The organism is Caballeronia sp. SL1002, assembly GCF_057814995.1.
Window position 1 is genome coordinate 72,848 of the sequence record NZ_JBYMUW010000003.1, and the last position, 18,789, is coordinate 91,636.

At 61.3% G+C, this 18,789-nt stretch carries 15 protein-coding genes; 9 read left to right on the top strand and 6 right to left on the bottom strand.

Annotated features, from left to right (window positions below):
• The first annotated feature begins 72 nt into the window (after positions 1 to 72).
• On the top strand, positions 73 to 201 hold the full coding sequence (locus tag AC3D25_RS17775) for a hypothetical protein (protein WP_488889788.1): 129 nt from the start codon (positions 73 to 75) through the stop codon (positions 199 to 201).
• Between the two features lie 165 nt (positions 202 to 366).
• On the opposite strand, the gene AC3D25_RS17780 is transcribed toward AC3D25_RS17775, so the two are convergent.
• Positions 367 to 1,113 carry a hypothetical protein gene (locus tag AC3D25_RS17780; protein ID WP_488889789.1) on the bottom strand — a complete coding sequence of 249 codons (747 nt, stop codon included), beginning with the start codon at positions 1,111 to 1,113 and terminating at the stop codon, positions 367 to 369.
• A 499-nt stretch (positions 1,114 to 1,612) separates the two neighbouring features.
• Positions 1,613 to 3,310 carry a site-specific integrase gene (locus AC3D25_RS17785; RefSeq protein WP_488889790.1) on the bottom strand — a complete coding sequence of 566 codons (1,698 nt, stop codon included), beginning with the start codon at positions 3,308 to 3,310 and terminating at the stop codon, positions 1,613 to 1,615.
• 463 nt (positions 3,311 to 3,773) lie between these two features.
• Here AC3D25_RS17785 and AC3D25_RS17790 point away from each other — a divergent pair, with 463 nt between their 5' ends.
• Positions 3,774 to 3,911: a hypothetical protein gene (locus AC3D25_RS17790; protein WP_488889791.1), complete on the top strand. Its 138-nt coding sequence runs from the start codon at positions 3,774 to 3,776 to the stop codon at positions 3,909 to 3,911.
• 771 nt (positions 3,912 to 4,682) lie between these two features.
• Positions 4,683 to 5,741, top strand: coding sequence for a beta-keto acid cleavage family enzyme (locus tag AC3D25_RS17795; RefSeq protein ID WP_488889792.1), 1,059 nt, complete (start codon positions 4,683 to 4,685; stop codon positions 5,739 to 5,741).
• Positions 5,742 to 5,926: 185 nt separating this feature from the next.
• Here the strand turns inward: AC3D25_RS17795 and AC3D25_RS17800 are convergent, their stop codons facing one another.
• Positions 5,927 to 6,928 carry an AraC family transcriptional regulator gene (locus AC3D25_RS17800; RefSeq protein ID WP_488889793.1) on the bottom strand — a complete coding sequence of 334 codons (1,002 nt, stop codon included), beginning with the start codon at positions 6,926 to 6,928 and terminating at the stop codon, positions 5,927 to 5,929.
• Between the two features lie 362 nt (positions 6,929 to 7,290).
• On the opposite strand from AC3D25_RS17800, the gene AC3D25_RS17805 reads away from it, so the two are divergent.
• The 6 genes from AC3D25_RS17805 (at position 7,291) to AC3D25_RS17830 (ending at position 13,880) form a co-directional block, all read left to right on the top strand.
• On the top strand, positions 7,291 to 8,604 hold the full coding sequence (locus AC3D25_RS17805) for an MFS transporter (protein ID WP_488889794.1): 1,314 nt from the start codon (positions 7,291 to 7,293) through the stop codon (positions 8,602 to 8,604).
• Positions 8,605 to 8,754: 150 nt separating this feature from the next.
• Positions 8,755 to 9,735 carry a quinone oxidoreductase family protein gene (locus AC3D25_RS17810; RefSeq protein WP_488889795.1) on the top strand — a complete coding sequence of 327 codons (981 nt, stop codon included), beginning with the start codon at positions 8,755 to 8,757 and terminating at the stop codon, positions 9,733 to 9,735.
• Between the two features lie 10 nt (positions 9,736 to 9,745).
• Positions 9,746 to 10,594: a TauD/TfdA dioxygenase family protein gene (locus tag AC3D25_RS17815; RefSeq protein WP_488889796.1), complete on the top strand. Its 849-nt coding sequence runs from the start codon at positions 9,746 to 9,748 to the stop codon at positions 10,592 to 10,594.
• A gap of 45 nt (positions 10,595 to 10,639) precedes the next feature.
• Positions 10,640 to 12,268, top strand: coding sequence for a 3-(methylthio)propionyl-CoA ligase (locus AC3D25_RS17820; protein ID WP_488889797.1), 1,629 nt, complete (start codon positions 10,640 to 10,642; stop codon positions 12,266 to 12,268).
• A 70-nt stretch (positions 12,269 to 12,338) separates the two neighbouring features.
• Positions 12,339 to 13,484 carry a porin gene (locus AC3D25_RS17825; RefSeq protein ID WP_488890453.1) on the top strand — a complete coding sequence of 382 codons (1,146 nt, stop codon included), beginning with the start codon at positions 12,339 to 12,341 and terminating at the stop codon, positions 13,482 to 13,484.
• A 27-nt stretch (positions 13,485 to 13,511) separates the two neighbouring features.
• On the top strand, positions 13,512 to 13,880 hold the full coding sequence (locus AC3D25_RS17830; protein ID WP_488889798.1) for a BON domain-containing protein: 369 nt from the start codon (positions 13,512 to 13,514) through the stop codon (positions 13,878 to 13,880).
• Between the two features lie 113 nt (positions 13,881 to 13,993).
• Here AC3D25_RS17830 and bktB read toward each other — a convergent pair whose 3' ends face one another.
• From bktB to AC3D25_RS17845, 3 genes are all read right to left on the bottom strand, one after another.
• Positions 13,994 to 15,181 (bottom strand): beta-ketothiolase BktB, encoded by a 1,188-nt coding sequence (bktB, locus tag AC3D25_RS17835; RefSeq protein WP_488889799.1) that lies wholly within the window; start codon positions 15,179 to 15,181, stop codon positions 13,994 to 13,996.
• A 64-nt stretch (positions 15,182 to 15,245) separates the two neighbouring features.
• A complete protein-coding gene (locus AC3D25_RS17840) occupies positions 15,246 to 16,919 on the bottom strand; it encodes an electron transfer flavoprotein-ubiquinone oxidoreductase (protein WP_488889800.1) in 1,674 nt (557 codons plus the stop codon).
• A 14-nt stretch (positions 16,920 to 16,933) separates the two neighbouring features.
• Positions 16,934 to 18,736, bottom strand: coding sequence for an acyl-CoA dehydrogenase (locus tag AC3D25_RS17845; RefSeq protein WP_488889801.1), 1,803 nt, complete (start codon positions 18,734 to 18,736; stop codon positions 16,934 to 16,936).
• Positions 18,737 to 18,789 lie beyond the last annotated feature (53 nt).

Sequence of the window (18,789 nt, forward strand, 5' to 3'; positions counted from 1 at the left end):
TCCAGCAAGTGAAAGTCAGTAAGCTATTGGACCGCGCCAAAAGCAACGGTTTTCATATCCGCGATCCAAGAGATGAAAGCGAAGTCTGACGATGCCGGACTGAAAAAGGAAAGTCAGGAAACGGACGAATTGATCAAGGCGGCCCGGAAGGAGCTTCATTTGCGTGAAGACTCCTCCCGCCGCTCTAAGAAGCCGAAGTAAGGTGAGCCCCTCGCCAGGGCTGAAATCACTTCGTCTTCTAGCTTCGTAACGAACGACCCGCCAGTGCAGAAATTGGTATGACGCCGGCGAGCGGGCGACAATCCGAGCGCGTCAGCAAGCATCGGTCGCAAACAGGCGTCGATCCAAAGAAAAGGCCGGTTGGCGTTACTGCGCAATCGAGCCCGTTATGGCCAAATCGCTCTTGCGGAAGCCCGGAGGCCAAAAACCCTCTTCGCAAAACGAAACGCGCTCTGTAAAAGAGTTCGGATCTTCAGCGTATAGTTCCTTTCGAGCCTGTGCGACGCGTGAAATAATCGGAGCCTTCAGTTCGGCGACTGAGGGTCTCGGTAATGGCTGTATAGACGACAATCTTTGCGGTCGCTTCGTTATTGCAGAAACTTGGCTGTTCACGTTCAAACAAAGAAATAACATCGTCTCCATGCTTACTTCAACAGCGGCCAGTAAATCGCTAAATTCGTCCAGTTGAGACCGACCGGAGTTTAGCGTTACCTCGATCTTTTTCAACGCGCTGCGCATTTCAAAAAGTATGGTAACCACACCAATTCCAGATAAACGTCCAGCGCTTTCAATTATCGTTAGCGACAGCCCAATTAACTGCTGGAGACTGTTCGCATCGAGTGCTGCTGCGGTTGTCTCTATATATCCAAGCGCCAACGACATAAGTGCGTCTTTAAACCTTGGCTCGAACGCACTCTCGGCATACCAACGAATTAGATCCGTTTGTGCATCTACTATAGTTTGCCACGTCACCGTGTAATGGATCGCCCACTCGGAGTAGAACGCGTTTGCCATTAAGCTTTTGTCATTTTTTTCAGGTTTCCAAATCGGACCTTTTCGGGCAATTTTCAAAAGCTTACTGTTGAGTCTTTCGAGTTTTTCACGCCCGTCCATGTTAACTCCATCTCAAGTAGAGTAAGGGCCGCCAAATGCAAAGCAGAAGCCCGCTCAATCGCTGTGCGGGGTCGCTTACGCGAGTTCAAAGTAAGTGACGGATTTGGGGCCGCAGTCAACTGTAGGTTGCCTTCTTCAATGATGCAAAAGCTTAGCGAGCGGTTTGCGCTACTTTCCGATGTAGACAAATGTGACGCAATGGCCGCCGAGTAAAAGGCAGCCGACATCAGTACGGATGGCTGGTGTGCGTTTAAAGTAGCCGTTGTGTCGGACCGGCGCGGATGACCGGAAAGGGTCGATAAGGAGCGTTCAAGTAAGCGGACCGTCATTCGGGAGCGCAGATTCGCTCAGGTCGGTCCCGTGAAAGTAGGGCTATACGCAACTAACGATCGTGTTCTCGAAAATCCTCCAGGTTGGTGTGGACGAGCGGTGGGAAACGAATCAAAATCGTCAGCAGAAGCCAGTCCGTCCAATGGGGGCAGATCTTAACGACTTACGATCAGCTCGCCTTAAACGCATCACGAAACTGGCGCGCGCGTTCGACTTCATCGCTATGCAAATAGACAGAAGTGGTCGAAATCGACGCGTGACGCAGGTTGTCTCGAACGGATGTGAGCTGCGCGCCGCGCTCCAACGCGTGTGTTGCGTGGGTGTGCCGCATCCAATGCGGCCCTGCTTGGCGTAACTTGGCGGCGAACGCCGGGTTGTCAGACTCGATGAGGTCGGCAGTGGTCTTAAAAAAGCGTTTCAGTATGGCCCATAGGCGCACGGTGCTGAGTGCATGGGCGTCATCCGCGCTCAGGCTGGGCACGAGAGGTATCGCCGGCTGCCAGCGCTCCGGCGAGACCGGCAGTTCGCGTTCGATTAAGTATCGGTCCAGCGCGGACCGTGCAAGCGGTGGCAGCACCACCTTGCCCGCCTTTTTTCCTTTGCCGACAAGGTGCACCCAGTGGTCGCCTTGCGTATCGGTGCGGACGGCGCCTAGCGTAACGCCAACTAGTTCGCTCGCGCGCAAACCCGTCGCATACCCAAAATCCAGCAGAAACCGCAGTCGCTGAGCGGCTTCGACCCTCCACCCATACGACCACTCCAGTCCATTTGCGATGGTACGAAGGAGTTGCCATTCTCCTTCCGTGAACGCGTGGGAGTTGTCGAGCGCCGCCATGCGTTCGGTCCCGCGCATTTTCACACCCGAGAAGGGATTTCCCAATACGTAGCGTTGCTCGATCAGCCATCGATAGAGGGCTCCGAGGACCATCAACGAGTAAGCGACCGAGCGAGGCGCGAGGTTGCCAGAAAACGGCCGCCACTGCGCCGACGAGCGCGGCCGCGTCGGGCCGACCCATCGCTCTCGCGGCGTTGGACGTTTTAAGAATGCGCGATAGGCAATCGCATCCTCGGTCGTCAGCGATGAGAGGGCACGTCCCCGCTCGACGATGGCCCACAGAATCAAGCGCTCGGCCTCCTTTCGGTAGGCGCGAAGGGTGGAGGGCGACTCGTACAGCGACAACCAGGTCTGCACGGCGTCGTAGTCGTTGTTCGCATCGAGAGCGCAGGTTTCGCGTGGTGCACGAAATACGCCACACGAGCCGTCGATCTCATGCGGCAGACGGACGTTTTCCCAAGGGACAACGATGGGCGTGGCGCTTGACTTGATCAGCGCACGGGCACGCTCGGTCAGCGTCGGGTACATCGCAAAAAAAGCTTCAATCTGTCGGGCGCTCTCTTGGCCGAGTTTGGGCACCGCTTTCCACCATTGCCGGCGACGCGGAATGCGCAGCGTCAGTTCGGCAAGCGTCGTGATGCCATGTGCCAACAGCGCGCAGGTGGCGCGCGGCGGTAACCAGCGCTGAATGTCGTCGGTGATCGAGGGTGTCGCGACCGTGGCGATGCGGAGCGTTTCGATGGCTTGGGTGACCGCTCGCGCGTGTTTCAACCGTCCGGCCGCAGGGTGGCTGAAGAGCGCGGCGAGTTCATCGCGGTGACGGGCGAGCGCACAGCGGGTGAGTTGGCGGCGTATCTCGCCGATCACACGCCGCGCGGAGACCTCTCGCGCGGTGGCGTCCGGGAGATAGCGCACCACGGCCTCGCGCGTCGGCACGCCCGCGTACCAGGCGCGCAGCGCCGCGAGCGCGGCATGATCGGGCAGGTCGACGGGCAGGTCAGCGGGCAGGTCTGCAACCGCGGACTGATCCATTCGATCGGTGTCGGCAGTCGAAGAGTGGGGGAGGGCGATCTCACGCGTTTTCATCAACGTGAGTTGAGCGCAAAGAAACGGCTATTAAGATAAGGATAGTTATCTTAATAGCAGAACGATTGAATGGTTCGGCGAGCCATTGAAGCTCGAGTTCGTGCGCTTGCATAAGGGCGCCAAAGAACGCGACCAACGCGATTAAATATGGCTCGCTCTCGGTCGACAGAGGCAAAGTCGTTGTGCGGTGAACTGTAGAAGAAGGTCTCGTCCGTCTGACTTGGCGGGAAGTCGGTGGTCCTCCCGCGGAGTACCCGTCGCGAAAGGGCGGCGCGACAAAACCACGCCCGCTTCGGCGCCGGTTCGCTTGCCTATGGCGTCGCCGCCTCTTCGCGACTTGGCGATCAGCCGACGAAGGTCGCGTCGTGCGACGACAAGTCGTTTGCGCCACACGCTTCCGTCGACCACGATGACCGATCTGACGGGTCTGGATGGAATTTCCCCGATCGCAGAGGCGTTGCTCAAGACCCTGGCTGGAAAAGCGCGGATGGAACGGCAGAACGAGTCGCAAGCACTGCTGCTTCTGCAGCAAGTGCTTCTGCTGTAGTCCTTGAGAGCATGGGTTACGGACCACTGAACGGGAGCGGGCGTTGCCGTTATCGCAATTCGGCTTTCCTACTTCGATTCGTTGTTGGCGGCAATCGATCCAGGGCCGAACGTCTCCGCGTTTGTGGTCGAGCAGGACGGCACGCTTTTGCCTCGAAAACTGTTCCCCTACCCCATCCGAGGAGCGCCGCGCGCTCGAGGTTGCCGAGAAAATACGCAAGGCGGTGCTTGCAGCGGGGTGCCCCATGCCGCAAACGAACTCGGCGTTGTGAGCGTCAGCATCGGACAGTACTGCAGGGCGCGCGGCGGATAGCGATGGACTCGCCTGCTGAACGGAGCGGACAGCGCGCCCTATGCTGTAAAACGCAGCGGACGGAACATCGTCTCTAACGGCTCGAGTTGCGAACATCGAGCACATAACGGGTTCGACGCCCGGCCGGCATTCCTGCTGTCGGCGTCGGCGTGTGAAGTTGAGACCGCGCCGCGCCGCGCTGCGCCGTTCCGGCCATCGCTGCACGGCGAGCGTCCCACTTCTGCTCTCGCAGGCCGGTGTTAACGCCTAGTGGCGCTGATTCACAAAACAATGGCATCCAATCCGTAAACGCCTCTTCCGAGTTGCCGTATCTTCGCGGGACTGATTCCTCTCCGGTCGCGTCTCTCTACTTGTCAGACGTGAGAGCAAATCCGCCTCTAGTCGCGGAGAGAGTGAAACAACGCGCCTCGCGAGGCGCAGCCCAGTTTTCTATTCCGCAACCGACCCGGTGACCCTGCCATGAACTTTCTCGACGGTTCCCTTTACACGGAAAACCAGCAACCTCTGATCATCACGGCCGCGCCCTATGCGCCGTCGTGGATTCCTTCGGACTTCCCGGAAGACATCCCCGTCACGATGGAGCAGCAGATTCAAAAGGCAGTGGATTGCTACAACGCTGGCGCAACCGTGCTGCATCTGCACGTGCGCGAACTCGACGGCAAGGGCAGCAAGCGCCTGTCGAAGTTCAACGAGCTGATCGCGGGCGTGCGCAACGCGGTGCCGGCGATGATCATCCAGGTGGGCGGCTCGATCAGCTTCGCGCCCGAGTCCGATGGCGCCGCAGCCAAGTGGCTGAGCGACGACACGCGTCACATGCTGGCAGAACTCGACCCGAAGCCCGATCAGGTGACGGTGACGATCAACACGTCGCAGATGAATGTCGTCGAGCACTGGGAAGATGCCGACGTCAAAGGCACCTCCATGGCCGACCCCGAGGTCTACAACGCGTACAAGGAGATGACGGTCCCGGCGCAGCCGGGCTGGGCCGAGGAGCATATTCGCCGCCTGAACGCAGCGGGCATCCAGAGCGCGTTCCAGTGCTACAACATCAATAGCTTCGAGTCGGTCGAGCGTCTGATCCGGCGTGGTGTCTACAAGGGGCCGCTCGTCATGAACTGGGTGGCTATCGGTGGCGGCATGGACGCGCCGAACATCTACAACCTGTCGAACTTCGTGCGCGCCACGCCGGACGGTGCGGTGCTGACGGTGGAAAGCTCGATGCGCAACGTGTTGCCCGTCAACATGATGGGTATCGCTATGGGCCTGCACGTGCGCTGCGGTATCGAGGACAACCTGTGGAACCAGTCGCGCACAAAACGGATGAGCACGGTCGAGCAGATCGAGCAACTAGTGCGAATTTCACGTGAGTTCGGCCGGAAGGTCGCGACGGCTCAAGAGGCGCGCGAGATCAGCAAGATCGGCGTGTTCTACAATACGGTCGAAGAGACCCTGCTCGCTAATGGCTTCGCGCCGAACCGCAACGGCGCCACTCAGGGCTTTCTGCGCAAGGCTGTCTGACGACGCGATGCGAAGGGCGCGCGCTGCGCCCAGCAAAGCTCGCCGACTAAAGGCGACGCCGCAAGCCGCCACCAACGTGCTGCGGTTTGCCTGGCCCGTTACGCAAAGCAAAACAAGCCACGTCTCAATGACGCCTTTGCGCCCCAGCGAACGCCGCTCGGCCCATTTGAGAAGGAAGCGTTCGCTTACTTAGCCTGGCGATTGCGCCAGTCGCGCGGTGTCATGCCGAACCGCAAGTTGAACCAGTTAGTGAACGAACCCTGCTGGTTATAGCCGAGCAATGCGGCGACGCGTCCGATCGGATAGCGCGGGTTGCTCATGTAGCGCACGGCCAGTTCGCGCCGGACTTCATCGACCAAAGCCGAGAAGCTGGTATCCGCCGATTCAAGCTGCCGCTGCATGGTACGCACGCTCAGACGCAAATGCCGGGCAACCATCTCCACCGACGCATGCTCGACGGGCAGCAGCAAATAGATCGCCTTGCGCACTTCCAGCGCGATCGAATGCGCGCCGGTTACGTTGAGCGGCGTGGCGAGGCTTTCGGCGTATCGGACCAGTTCCGGATCGGCGGCCGGATTCGGATAGTCGAGTTCGGCGGCGGCGCACACGAAGCCGTTGAAATCGCTGTCGAACTCTAGCGGACAGGCGAAGAAGCGCCGGTGAAACGTCAGATCGTCGGGGCCGCTGTGCGTGAAATGCACGGAGCGCGGTTTCCAGTGAGTGCCGAGCAGCGCGCTCGAGTGGCGCGCGAGGATACCCACCGCAAGCTCGATGGCCTGTTTGGTCGGCGTACCGGGATCGACGACGAGTTCTTCTCGAATCGTGACCGTTTCCCCCACATCCTCGATGTAGACGGCCAGTGCCTCGTTGAGCAAATGCCGGAACTCGGCGGCGGCCAGCAAGACGTCGCGCAGCGTGCGTTTGTGCGCGAGAAGGACATTGACCACGCCCGTTCCGAACTTTTGCCGCGTTTCGGCCATCCGCAGCGCTAGAGTCGGGCAGGACGCCTTGTCGGCGGTGAGTTCCAGCAAGCGGCAACATGCGGCGGCGGGGACGCGATCTTCCGGATTCGCCAGCGCGGCAGGGTCGATCCCGACTCGCTGCACGAGTTCGACCGGATTCAGGCCGAGCCGCCGCGCCACGTCGAAATATCCGCTCATCGCCACCGAGCGCAGCATCGTTTCCATCGCATATCCTCCGCGGTTTTCGTGTGGGCTGGCGTAGCGCGCTGGTCCACGGTTATGAAGTGTCTGCTGTCACGCGCACCGGTGTTTACACGCACTGGCATCCACCACTAAAAGGATGGCGCGCAATCATAAAAGTGTAATGCTCAATGGCCGTATTGTGCGAGCACGATACGTGTTTCGATCCAAAAGTTTTCATGTGGTATGCGATGTCCGAGCCTCGATAGCGCCATCGGCAAGAATGCTTGAGCAAAGGCGGCCCACGCCGCCGCGCCTTAGAAAACAACGAGTATCGATAACAGGCCGTCATTTGCTCCAGGCAAAAAGGCGGCCGCCGACGAGACAAAAAGCGAAGGAGACGAATCATGCTCATGCAACACGCGGACCCCGCCACGGATGTTTCAGCAACACAAGCCGATGTACGCGGCTACGCCTGGGTGGTCTTCGCCTTGACGGTCGGCCTGCTGCTCTCCGACTACATGTCGCGGCAAGTGCTAAACGCCGTGTTTCCGTTGCTCAAGGCCGCGTGGGGTCTGTCCGACACCCGGCTCGGTTCGCTTAGCAGCGTGGTCGCATTGATGGTCGGCTTGCTGACGTTCCCGCTCTCGGTGCTCGCCGACCGCTGGGGCCGCGTGAAAAGCATCGTTCTGATGGCGGCAATGTGGAGTCTCGCGACGCTCGGATGCGCGATCTCCACGACCTACGGCGAAATGCTGATCGCGCGCGCCTTCGTCGGGATTGGCGAGGCGGCGTATGGCAGCGTCGGCATCGCGGTGGTGCTCAGCATCTTTCCGGCGCGGCTGCGTTCCACGCTGACCGGCACGTTCATGGCGGGCGGTGCGTTCGGCTCGGTACTCGGGATGGCGCTCGGCGGCGCGGTCGCGGCTCACGCCGGCTGGCGTCCGGCGTTCGGCGCGATGGCGGCGATGGGACTCGTACTGGTCGTCGTGTACCGGTTTGTCGTTACCGAGAAGCGTCTCGCGCCGTTCCAGCCGGCCAGCTTGAACAATCACGGACTCGGCGTGCGCTTGAGTTTCCGCGCGTTGATGAAGGGCCTCTTTTCGACGAAGTCGGTCGTGTGCGCTTATTTCGGAAGCGGTATCCACCTGCTGGTTCCCGCCGCCGTCTGGGCCTGGATGCCGAGCTTCCTGTCCCGCTACTACGGCATGGCGACCGGCCGGGCCGCGTTGTGCGCGGCGGTGTTCGTACTCGTAACCGGCGTCGGCATGGTGGTGTGCGGAATGCTCGCCGACCGGCTCGGCAGGCATGCACGCGAAAGGAAGTGGAGCGCCGCGATCGCCTGTTGCCTGACGTGCTTCGTGCTGCTCGCCATGGGCTTGCACATGCCGGCCGGTCCGTTGCAACTCGTGTTGATCGGCGTCGGCATGTTGTTCAGCGCGGGCGCGAGCGGCCCGTCCGGCGCGATGGTGGCGAATCTCACGCCATCGTCAATTCACTCGTCCGCGTTCGCCACGCTGACGCTGTCGAACAACCTGCTCGGCCTGGCGCCCGCTGCGATCTTGACGGGTATCGTCGCCGATCGGATCGGGTTGCTCGGCGCGTTGCAACTCGTTCCGTTTGCGTCTCTCGTCGCGGCGATCGCGTTCTTTATCGGCAGGCGCAATTACTCCGGCGATCTGAATCGCCTCGACGCTCTGCGCCAACAAGCCGCGCACTGAGCGGCCCGTCCACGTTCCGGCGACGCAACCGCGTGGGATTGCCGGCGCTTGCGCGCGCAACACAACAGCGACCTGGAATTTACGCCAGCGCGAACAAACAGTTTCGCCACAGGCGAAATCGAATTTGCAGTTTGAATTAAGGAGATTGAAATGGCAAAAGCCGTGCGCTTCCATGAAACCGGCGGTCCCGAAGTCCTGCGCTACGAGTACGTCGAAGTGGGCGAACCCGGCCCCGGACAAGTGCGCCTGCGCCACGAGGCGGTGGGCCTGAACTTCGCCGATACCTACTTCCGCAGCGGTCTATATCCGGTGCCGCTGCCCGCCGGAATGGGCGTCGAGGCCGCCGGTGTGGTCGAGGCCGTGGGCGAGGGCGTCACGAACGTCGCGCCAGGCGATCGCGTTACCTACACCGGTTTCCTCAACACGCTCGGCGCGTACAGCACCGAACGTCTGATCCCGGCCGCGCCGCTCATCAAGCTGCCAGATGCGATTTCCTGCGAAACCGCTGCGGGCATGACCATGCGCGGCCTCACCTCGTCCTATCTGATGCGCCGCATTTACGATTTCAAAGCGGGCGACACCATCCTGCTTCATGCGGCGGCCGGCGGTGTCGGCCTGATCGTGTCGCAATGGGCGAAACTGCTCGGGCTCACGGTGATCGGCACGGTTTCATCGGAAGCGAAGGGCGAGGTGGCGCGCGCCCACGGCTGCGATCACGTCATCTACTACGGCCACGAAGACGTCGCGAAACGCGTGCGCGAACTGACTGATGGAGTCGGCGTTCAAGTGGTGTTCGACAGCGTCGGCAAAACGACTTTCGAGGGCTCGCTCGATTCGCTGAAACGCCGTGGTCTGATGGTCTGCGTGGGCACGGCGTCCGGTCCGATCCCGCCGTTCAATCCGCAGCTTCTCGCGATGAAAGGCTCGCTCTACATGACGCGCCCGGCGCTCGCGGACTACATCTCCGATCCCGCCGAGAAGAACGAACTCGCGAGCGAGATCTTCGGACACATCGCGGCAGGCCGCATCAAGATCGAACTCAATCAGCGCTATGCGCTCGAAGACGCGGCGCAGGCGCACCGCGATCTCGAATCCCGCAAGACGACGGGCTCGTCGGTCTTCGTCATCTGAGGAGCAGGGCATGCAAGTCGAACAACTCACCTGCGCGATCGGCGCGGAACTCACAGGCGTGAATCTCGCCGACGCAATCCACGACGACGGCTTGTTCGCCGAGATCCACGCGGCGCTGCTGAAATACCGCGTGCTGTTCCTGCGCGATCAGAACATCACGCGCTCCGAGCACGTCACCTTTGCGCGCCGCTTTGGCGAACTGGAAGGACATCCGGTCGCGGGCAGCGATCCCGAGCATCCGGGCCTCGTGCGCATCTACAAGTCGCCAGAGCAGCCTAACGACCGCTACGAGAACGCGTGGCACTCGGATGCCACCTGGCGTGAAGCGCCGCCTTTCGGCGCGGTTCTGCGCTGCGTGGAATGTCCGCCGGTCGGCGGCGACACGATGTGGGCAAACATGGTGCTGGCATACGAAAACCTGCCTGCGCATGTCAAGGAGCAGATCGCGGATCTGCGCGCACGTCACAGCATCGAGGCGAGCTTCGGTGCGGCCATGCCGATCGAGAAGCGTCTCGCGCTGAAGGCGCAGTTTCCCGACGCGGAGCATCCGGTCGTGCGAACGCATCCCGAGACCGGCGAGAAGGTGCTGTTCGTGAACGCGTTCGCAACGCATTTCAGCAACTATCACACGCCAGCGCGGGTGCGTTTCGGGCAGGACGCGAACCCCGGCGCGGGCGACCTGCTGCGCTATCTCGTCAGCCAGGCGTACATCCCGGAGCATCAGGTGCGCTGGCGCTGGAAGCCGAACAGCATCGCGATCTGGGATAACCGCAGCACGCAGCATTACGCGGTGATGGATTACACACCGTGCCATCGCAAGATGGAGCGCGCCGGGATTGTCGGCGACAAGCCGTACTGACCGAACTTCGGCGCGCCGTCGAAAAAATATTCAAGGAGAAGAAGGATGCAGGGTCTGATGATGCAGCAACCGCTACTCGTGGCTTCGCTGCTCATGCACGCCGAACGCCATCACGGCGAACAGGAAATCGTGTCGCGGCGCGTCGAAGGGGACATTCATCGGTATCGATACCGGGATCTCGCGCAACGCGCGCGCCGGATGGCGAACGGTCTGTCCGCGCTCGGCATCGAGCCGGGCGAGCGGGTTGGGACGCTGGCGTGGAACGGCTACCGGCACATGGAACTGTACTTCGCCGTGTCGGGCGCAGGTTCGGTATTGCATACGCTCAACCCGCGTCTGCACGTCGATCAACTCGCGTACATCATCGAGCATGCGGAAGACCGCGTGGTGTTCTTCGATCTGACGTTTCTGCCGTTGATCGAAAGCGTCGCGCCGCGCGTCAAAAGTCCCAAGGTTTTCGTGGCGATGACGGATCGCGCGCACATGCCGCAGGCGCTCGGGCAGTCGGTCGCGCTGATGTGCTACGAGGATTTAATCGATCTTCACAGCGACGCGTTCGAGTGGCCGCTGCTGGATGAGAACAGCGCGTCGTCGCTTTGCTATACCTCGGGCACGACCGGCAATCCGAAGGGCGTGCTATACAGCCATCGATCGACCGTTTTGCATACCTATGCAGCGGCGCTGCCCGATTCGCTGAACTGCTCCGCGCGCGACGTGATCCTTCCCGTGGTCCCGATGTTCCATGTGAACGCGTGGGGCTTGCCGTACGTCGCCAGCATGGTCGGCGCGAAGCTGGTGTTCCCGGGTCCGGCGCTCGACGGTAAATCGCTCTACGAACTCATCGAGACAGAGAAGGTCACGCTCTCGGCCGGCGTGCCGACTGTCTGGCAAGGGCTGCTGTCGCATGTCGCGGGGCGGGACGGCGCTTTTACGTCGATGCGGCGAACCGTGATCGGCGGCGCGGCGTGTCCGACCGCGATGACCGCGCAGTTTCAGGAACGATATCAAGTCGACGTGATGCACGCATGGGGCATGACGGAGTTGAGCCCGGTCGGAACGGTCTGCAGCTTCAAGGGACATCAAGGCGCGCTCTCCGGGCAAGACCGTTATGCGCTGCAGGCGAAGCAGGGCCGCTCGGTGTTCGGCATCGATATGAAGATCGTCGGTCCAGACGGCGACGAACTCCCGTGGGACGGCAATGCGGCGGGCGACCTGCTCGTGCGCGGCCAGTGGGTCGCGCGGCAGTACTTCGGCAGCGGCGATACATCGCCGCTTAGCGATGGCTGGTTCCCGACCGGCGACATCGCGAAGATCGATCCCGACGGCTTCATGCAAATTACAGATCGCAGCAAGGACGTCATCAAGTCCGGCGGCGAATGGATCAGCTCGGCCGACATCGAAAACGTCGCCTGCCTGCATCCGGAAGTGGCGATGGCGGTCTGTATTGCCGCGCGGCATCCGAAGTGGGACGAACGGCCGCTGCTTTTAATCGCGACCAAACCCGGCAGCACGCTCACCGGCGACGAACTGCTCGCATTCCTCGACGGCAAGATCGCCAAATGGTGGAAGCCGGACGCGGTGATTTTCGTCGAATCGGTCCCGCTCGGCGCGACCGGCAAGGTACTCAAGCATCAGTTGCGGGAGCAGTACGGCAACTACTACGTGTCGCTCTAACGGGCCGCTTTTATCAACACAACTCATAAACCGATAAACCCACACGGCAGGAGACAGAATGAAATTGAAGGTGAAGTTGAAATTGAGCAGCGCGGCGGCGCTGGCGATGTTCGCGAGCGCCGCCCATGCCGAATCGTCCGTCACGCTCTACGGTGTGCTCGACAGTGGATTTCTGTATCAAAGCACCTCGGCATCGACGTTCCAGCCGACAGCCCGCAACCTGGGACACGTCTATCAGCTCAAGGACGGCGGCATCTATTCGAGCTTCTGGGGTTTGAAGGGAAGCGAAGATATCGGCGGCGGCTACAAGATCAATTTCAAGCTGCAGGGCGCATTCAACACGACGAACGGCCGCTTCGGCCTTTCCGACACCCCGGGTACGGTCGCGATCTTCAACCAGTTCGCGACGATCGGCGCGTCCACCCCGTTCGGTACATTCGACGCCGGCCGTCAGATCATCCCGATGATCTACGCGATGTCGGAAACCGATGTCCGCGGCGCGCAGTATTTCGGCAGTATTTTGACCGCGTGGCTGGGCACGAATCAGGCGGCCGGGTGGCCGGGCACGAGCACGAACGCGCCGATCGGCGCGCTCTATGACAGCAACGCGCTCGTCTACAATTCGCCGAAATTCTATGGCACGTCGCTCGCGCTCGAGTTCGCGCCGGGCGGTGTCGCCGGACAGGCTCAGGGCGGCACGCGCGAATCGGCGGTGCTGAAGTATTCGAACTACGGTCTGAATCTCGCCGCCGTGTACTACAACGGGCACGATACCAATCCGTATCCGCTGACCTACCCGGCAGCGCCCGCCGTACCTGCGACAGGTCTCGCCAATAACCGCTTCTACTATTTCGGCGCGATGTACACAATCGCCGGATTCTCGATCTCGGGCTCGTATGGCGTAGGCAAGAACCCGGCGAACACCAATACGGCAGACTTCGAAATGGTGTCGGGCGGCCTTGGTTATCAGTTCAATCCGAGCTTCAAGATCACGTCCGGCTACTACTACCTGAAAGATAAGAACCATTCGGCGAATCATTCGAGCGAAGTGTCGCTGGGTGCCGAATACAACCTGTCGAAGCGGACGAAGGCGTACGCGCAGGTCGGGTATGTCGACAACAAGGGCACGATGAACCAGACGATTATCTACGGGGCTCCGGTTGCGCCGGGCGTGTCAACCACGGCGGCGATGGTAGGCATCCGCCATACCTTCTGATTCCGCGATCCAGGACTGGAGTATTCAATGAAGAACATTCACGCATTCAGGCTCGCTGCGGGAGCGGTTGTCGTCGCGACGTCGTTCGCCGCATGGTCGCAGACGAGCGAGCCGGCCAGCGCATCCGCATTTGCCGCGTCGAATCCGGCGGCGCCCGCCGCGGGACGAAAGGCAAATCGTGCGCTGCGCCGGCAGATTTACGCCGCCATCGCGAAGAGTAAGGAGATCGATGCCGGAAATATCAGCGTCCTCGCTAAAGACGGCGCGGTCAAACTGAGCGGCACGGTTTCGGACGCGTCGCAAGTTGACAAGGTTGGAGAAATTGCGAGAGGTGTTCCAGGCGTGATTTCAGTCACCAATGGCTTGACCGTGGAAAAACCGCTGGGCGGTATGTAAGCGCGAAGGGGCCGATTTTGGATCGGCCCCTTCGCGAGATTCAGTGCGTTCGAATGGGGTCATTGCCAGCGATCGGGATCGCTGCCGCCAGCAGTCCGGACCGGCTAGCTCGATCATTGAAGATTCTCGAAAATAGCCGCGATCCCCTGACCGCCGCCGATGCACATGGTCACCAGCGCGAAGCGGCCGCTGATGCGCTTCAGTTCGTGGAGCGCCTTGACGGTAATCAACGCGCCCGTTGCGCCGATCGGATGACCCAGTGAAATTCCGGAGCCGTTGGGATTCACCTTGTTCGCGTCGAATTCAAGTTCCTGGGCGACGGCGCAGGCTTGCGCCGCGAACGCTTCGTTCGCTTCGATCACGTCGATGTCGCGCATCGCGAGACCGGCGCGTTCGAGCGCAATGCGCGTAGCCGGCACGGGACCGATGCCCATGTACAACGGATCCACGCCCGCATGCGCGTAGGAGACGAGGCGGGCGAGCGGCTTGATCCCGCGTTGTTCCGCAGCGCCACGTTCCATCATCAGGACCGCAGCGGCAGCGTCGTTGATGCCCGATGCGTTCGCCGCCGTCACGGTGCCGCCGGTCGGCTGGAAAGCGGGCCGCAGGCCCGAGAGGTCGTCCAGAGAGATGCCGGGGCGCACGTGTTCATCGGTGTCGAACGAGACGTCTTTTCTTTTGACTCGACGCATCACCGGAACGATCTGCTCCTTGAAGCGCCCTTCGGCGATCGCGAGCGCCGCGCGGCGATGCGATTCCACGGCGAGTGCGTCTTGCTGCTCGCGTGTGATGCCATATTTCGCGGCGACATTCTCGGCCGTCACGCCCATCGGGATGGTGTGAAACGGATCGTTCAGCGCGCCGAGCATCATGTCGATCAGGCGCGTGTCGCCCATCCTCGCGCCGAAACGCGCGGCGGGCGTGATGTATGGCGCACGGCTCATGTTTTCCGCGCCGCCGCCAATTGCAATGTCGGCATCGCCGAGCAGGATGGTTTGTGCGGCGGAGATGACCGCCTGCAACCCGGATCCGCAGAGCCGGTTCACGGTAAAAGCCGGCGTGGCTTCGGAGACGCCGCCGTCGAGCGCCGCGACGCGCGCCAGATACAGGTCCTTCGGCTCCGTCGCAATCACATTGCCGAATACGACATGACCAACTTGATTCCCTTCGACACCCGCGCGCGCCAGTACCTCGCGCACGACGAGCGCCCCTAGCTCAGTCGGCGGCACGTCTTTCAGGCTTCCACCGAACTTACCGATGGCAGTCCGCACGCCGCTTACGATCACGACTTCTCTTTGCACGTTTCACTCCCTGGTTTTGGATGGCTTTGGCGGGGCGTCGCTTGTCGACGCCCCGCCTGTCGTTTCACATGTTCGGATAATTCGGACCGCCGCCGCCTTCGGGCGTGACCCACACGATGTTCTGCGTCGGGTCCTTGATGTCGCAAGTCTTGCAGTGCACGCAGTTCTGCGCGTTGATCACGAGCCGCTCACCGCCGTCGTCGTTCTTCACGAACTCGTACACGGCGGCGGGGCAATAGCGCGATTCTGGCCCGGCATAAGTGCGCAGATTCACGTCGACCGGCACGTTCGGATCTTTCAGCGTCAAATGGGCCGGCTGATTCTCCTCGTGATTCGTATTTGAAATGAATACCGACGAAAGCCGGTCGAAGGTCAGCTTGCCGTCCGGCTTCGGATACGCAATCGGCTTGCATAGCGAAGCCGGTTTCAGCATCTCGTGATCCGAATGCTGATGATGCAGCGTCCATGGCACGTTGCCGCCGAGCAGCTTCTGTTCGATGCCGACCATCAGCGTGCCGAAGTACAGGCCCTTGCTCATCCACTGCTTGAAATTGCGCGCGCGATTCAACTCGGTATGCAGCCACGATGTCTTGAAGTTCTGCGGATACGCGGTGAGTTCGTCGGCTTGACGGCCGACTTGCACTGCGTCGAACGCGGCTTCGGCGGCCAGCATGCCCGTCTTGATCGCCGCGTGTGAGCCCTTGATTCGCGATGCGTTCAGAAAGCCCGCGTCGTCGCCGACTAGCGCGCCGCCGGGGAACACCAGCTTCGGCAGCGACATCAAACCGCCTGCGGTAATCGCGCGCGCGCCATACGAAATTCGCTTGCCGCCTTCCAGAATCGCGCGAATCGCGGGATGGGTCTTGTAGCGCTGAAACTCTTCGAACGGCGACAGATACGGATTGGAATAACCAAGGCCCACCACGAAGCCCACCATCACCTGGTTGTTGTCCATGTGATAGAGGAAAGAGCCGCCGTAGGTGTCGTTTTCAAGCGGCCAGCCGGCGGTGTGCATCACCACCCCCGGCTTGTGCTTCGAAGGATCGATTTCCCATAGTTCCTTGATGCCGAGCCCGTGTACCTGCGGATCGACGCCTTCGCGCAGCTTGAACTTGCTGTTCAACTGACGGCCGAGATGCCCGCGCGCGCCTTCGCAGAACAGCGTGTACTTTCCGTGCAGCTCCATGCCGAGCTGAAAGTTTCCGGTCGGCGCGCCGTCCTTGCCGATACCGAGATTGCCCGTCGCAACGCCTTTGACCGAGCCATAGCCGTTATAGAGAATTTCCGCCGCCGCAAAGCCGGGGAATATTTCGACGCCCAGTGCTTCCGCCTGCTGGCCCAGCCAGCGCGTCACGTTCGCGAGGCTGACCACGTAGTTGCCGTGGTTCTTGAAGTTGTCCGGCAGCGCCCAGGCCGGCACACTTTTCGATCCGGTTTCGGTCAGGAAAAGGAATTTGTCTTCGGTCACGTCCACGGTGAGCGGCGCGCCTTTTTCCTTCCAGTCCGGAATCAATTCGGTGATCGCGCGCGGATCCATCACCGCGCCCGAGAGAATATGCGCGCCGATCTCCGAGCCTTTTTCCAGCACGCACACGCCGATCTCGACACCTTTTGCCGCGGCAAGCTGCTTCAGGCGAATCGCGGCGGACAATCCAGCCGGACCGCCGCCGACGATCACGACGTCGTACTCCATCGACTCGCGCGGGCCGTACTGCTCAATGAGACTTGCGTCTGTCACGATGCGATACCTTTTTAGAACTGGTCTTCCGTCAGCGCCAACATGCCTTCGTTGTTCCGTGCGCTGACGATGGATGCTTCGAGCGCGGCGGCCTGAGGCAGGATGTGATCGGCGAAGAAGTGCGCGGTTGCGATCTTCGTGTCGTAGAACGATTTGTCCTCGTCGTGCTTTTCGGCGGCGACCAGCACGGCGCACGCAAATTGCCAGCCGGCCAGCACGATGCCCGCGAGCTTCAGATAAGGCACGCCGCCGGCAAACACCGCGTTCGGATCGCTTTTAGCATTTGCGAGCATGAATTCGACGACGTTCGCCATGGCCTCGCGGCCCGCCGCGAGCCGTGCGTGCAGCGACTGGAATGCGCGGCTTGTCGCGAACTGCGCCGCGTCCTGCATTTCGGCGAGCGTTCGATCGATCTCGCCGAGAATGGCGTTCGCCACCGTGCCGCCGTCGCGCAAGGTTTTGCGCCCGATCAAATCGTTTGCCTGGATCGCCGTGGTGCCTTCGTAGATCGTCAGGATGCGGGCGTCGCGATAGTACTGCGCCGCGCCCGTCTCTTCGATGAAGCCCATGCCGCCGTGAACCTGCACGCCCATGGATGCCACGTCGATGGAGATTTCCGTGCTCCAGCCCTTCACGATCGGTACGAGATATTCGTAGATGGCCTGATGTTCGGCCTGCACGGCGGCGTCCGCGTGGCGATGCGCGATGTCGCTATGCGCGGCGGCGACATAGGCAAGTGCGCGCGCGCCTTCGGTCAGCGCGCGCATGGTCGTCAAGGTGCGACGCACGTCGGGATGCTGGATGATCGACACGGATTGCTTCGCCGAGCCGTCGACCGGCCGGCTTTGCACGCGGTCCTTCGCATATGCGACCGCCTTCTGATACGCGCGCTCGGCAACGCCGATACCCTGCACGCCCACGCCAAAGCGCGCCGCATTCATCATGATGAACATGTATTCGAGGCCGCGATTTTCATCGCCAATCAGTTGACCTATCGCGCCGCCGTGATCGCCGAACTGCAGCACGGCGGTCGGGCTCGCCTTGATGCCGAGCTTGTGTTCGATCGAAATGCATTGCACGTCGTTGCGCGCGCCGAGCGACCCATCTTCCCCGATCAGGAACTTCGGCACCGCGAAGAGCGAAATGCCCTTGACGCCTTCGGGCGCATTCGGTGTGCGCGCCAGCACGAGATGGACGATGTTGTCCGCCATGTCGTGTTCGCCCCACGTGATGAAGATCTTCGTGCCGAATACGCGATACGTGCCATCGCTTTGCGGCTCGGCGCGCGTGCGCACCAATGCCAGATCCGACCCGGCTTGCGGCTCGGTCAGGTTCATGGTGCCGGTCCATTCGCCCGAGATCAGCTTCGGCACGTAGGCCTGTTTCTGCGCTTCGGTGCCGGCGGTCAGGAGCGCCTCGATCGCGCCATCGGTCAGCAACGGGCACAGCGCGAGCGACAGGTTGGCCGCGTTCAGCATTTCGATGCAGGGTGTGGCGAGCAGCTTGGGCAAGCCCTGGCCGCCGTATTCGACCGGATGCACGACACCTTGCCAGCCGCCTTCGGCGAACTGGCGAAAGGCTTCCTTGAAACCCGGCGTGGCGAAAACCTCGCCGTCGCGCCAGGCGCTCGGGTTCTTGTCGCCTTCGAAATTCAATGGCGCAATCACGTCCGCGCTGAACTTCGCGGCTTCGTCGAGGACCGCTTGCGCCGTCTCGGCGGTCGCATCCTCGAAGCCTGCAAGCGCCGACACGCGGTCGAGATGGCCAAGTTCATTGATGACAAACAGCATGTCCTTGACGGGCGCCGTATAGCTCATGGTGGATTTCCGAAAAAATGCAATCGATGGGAGACACGCTCGGGTGGACAGGG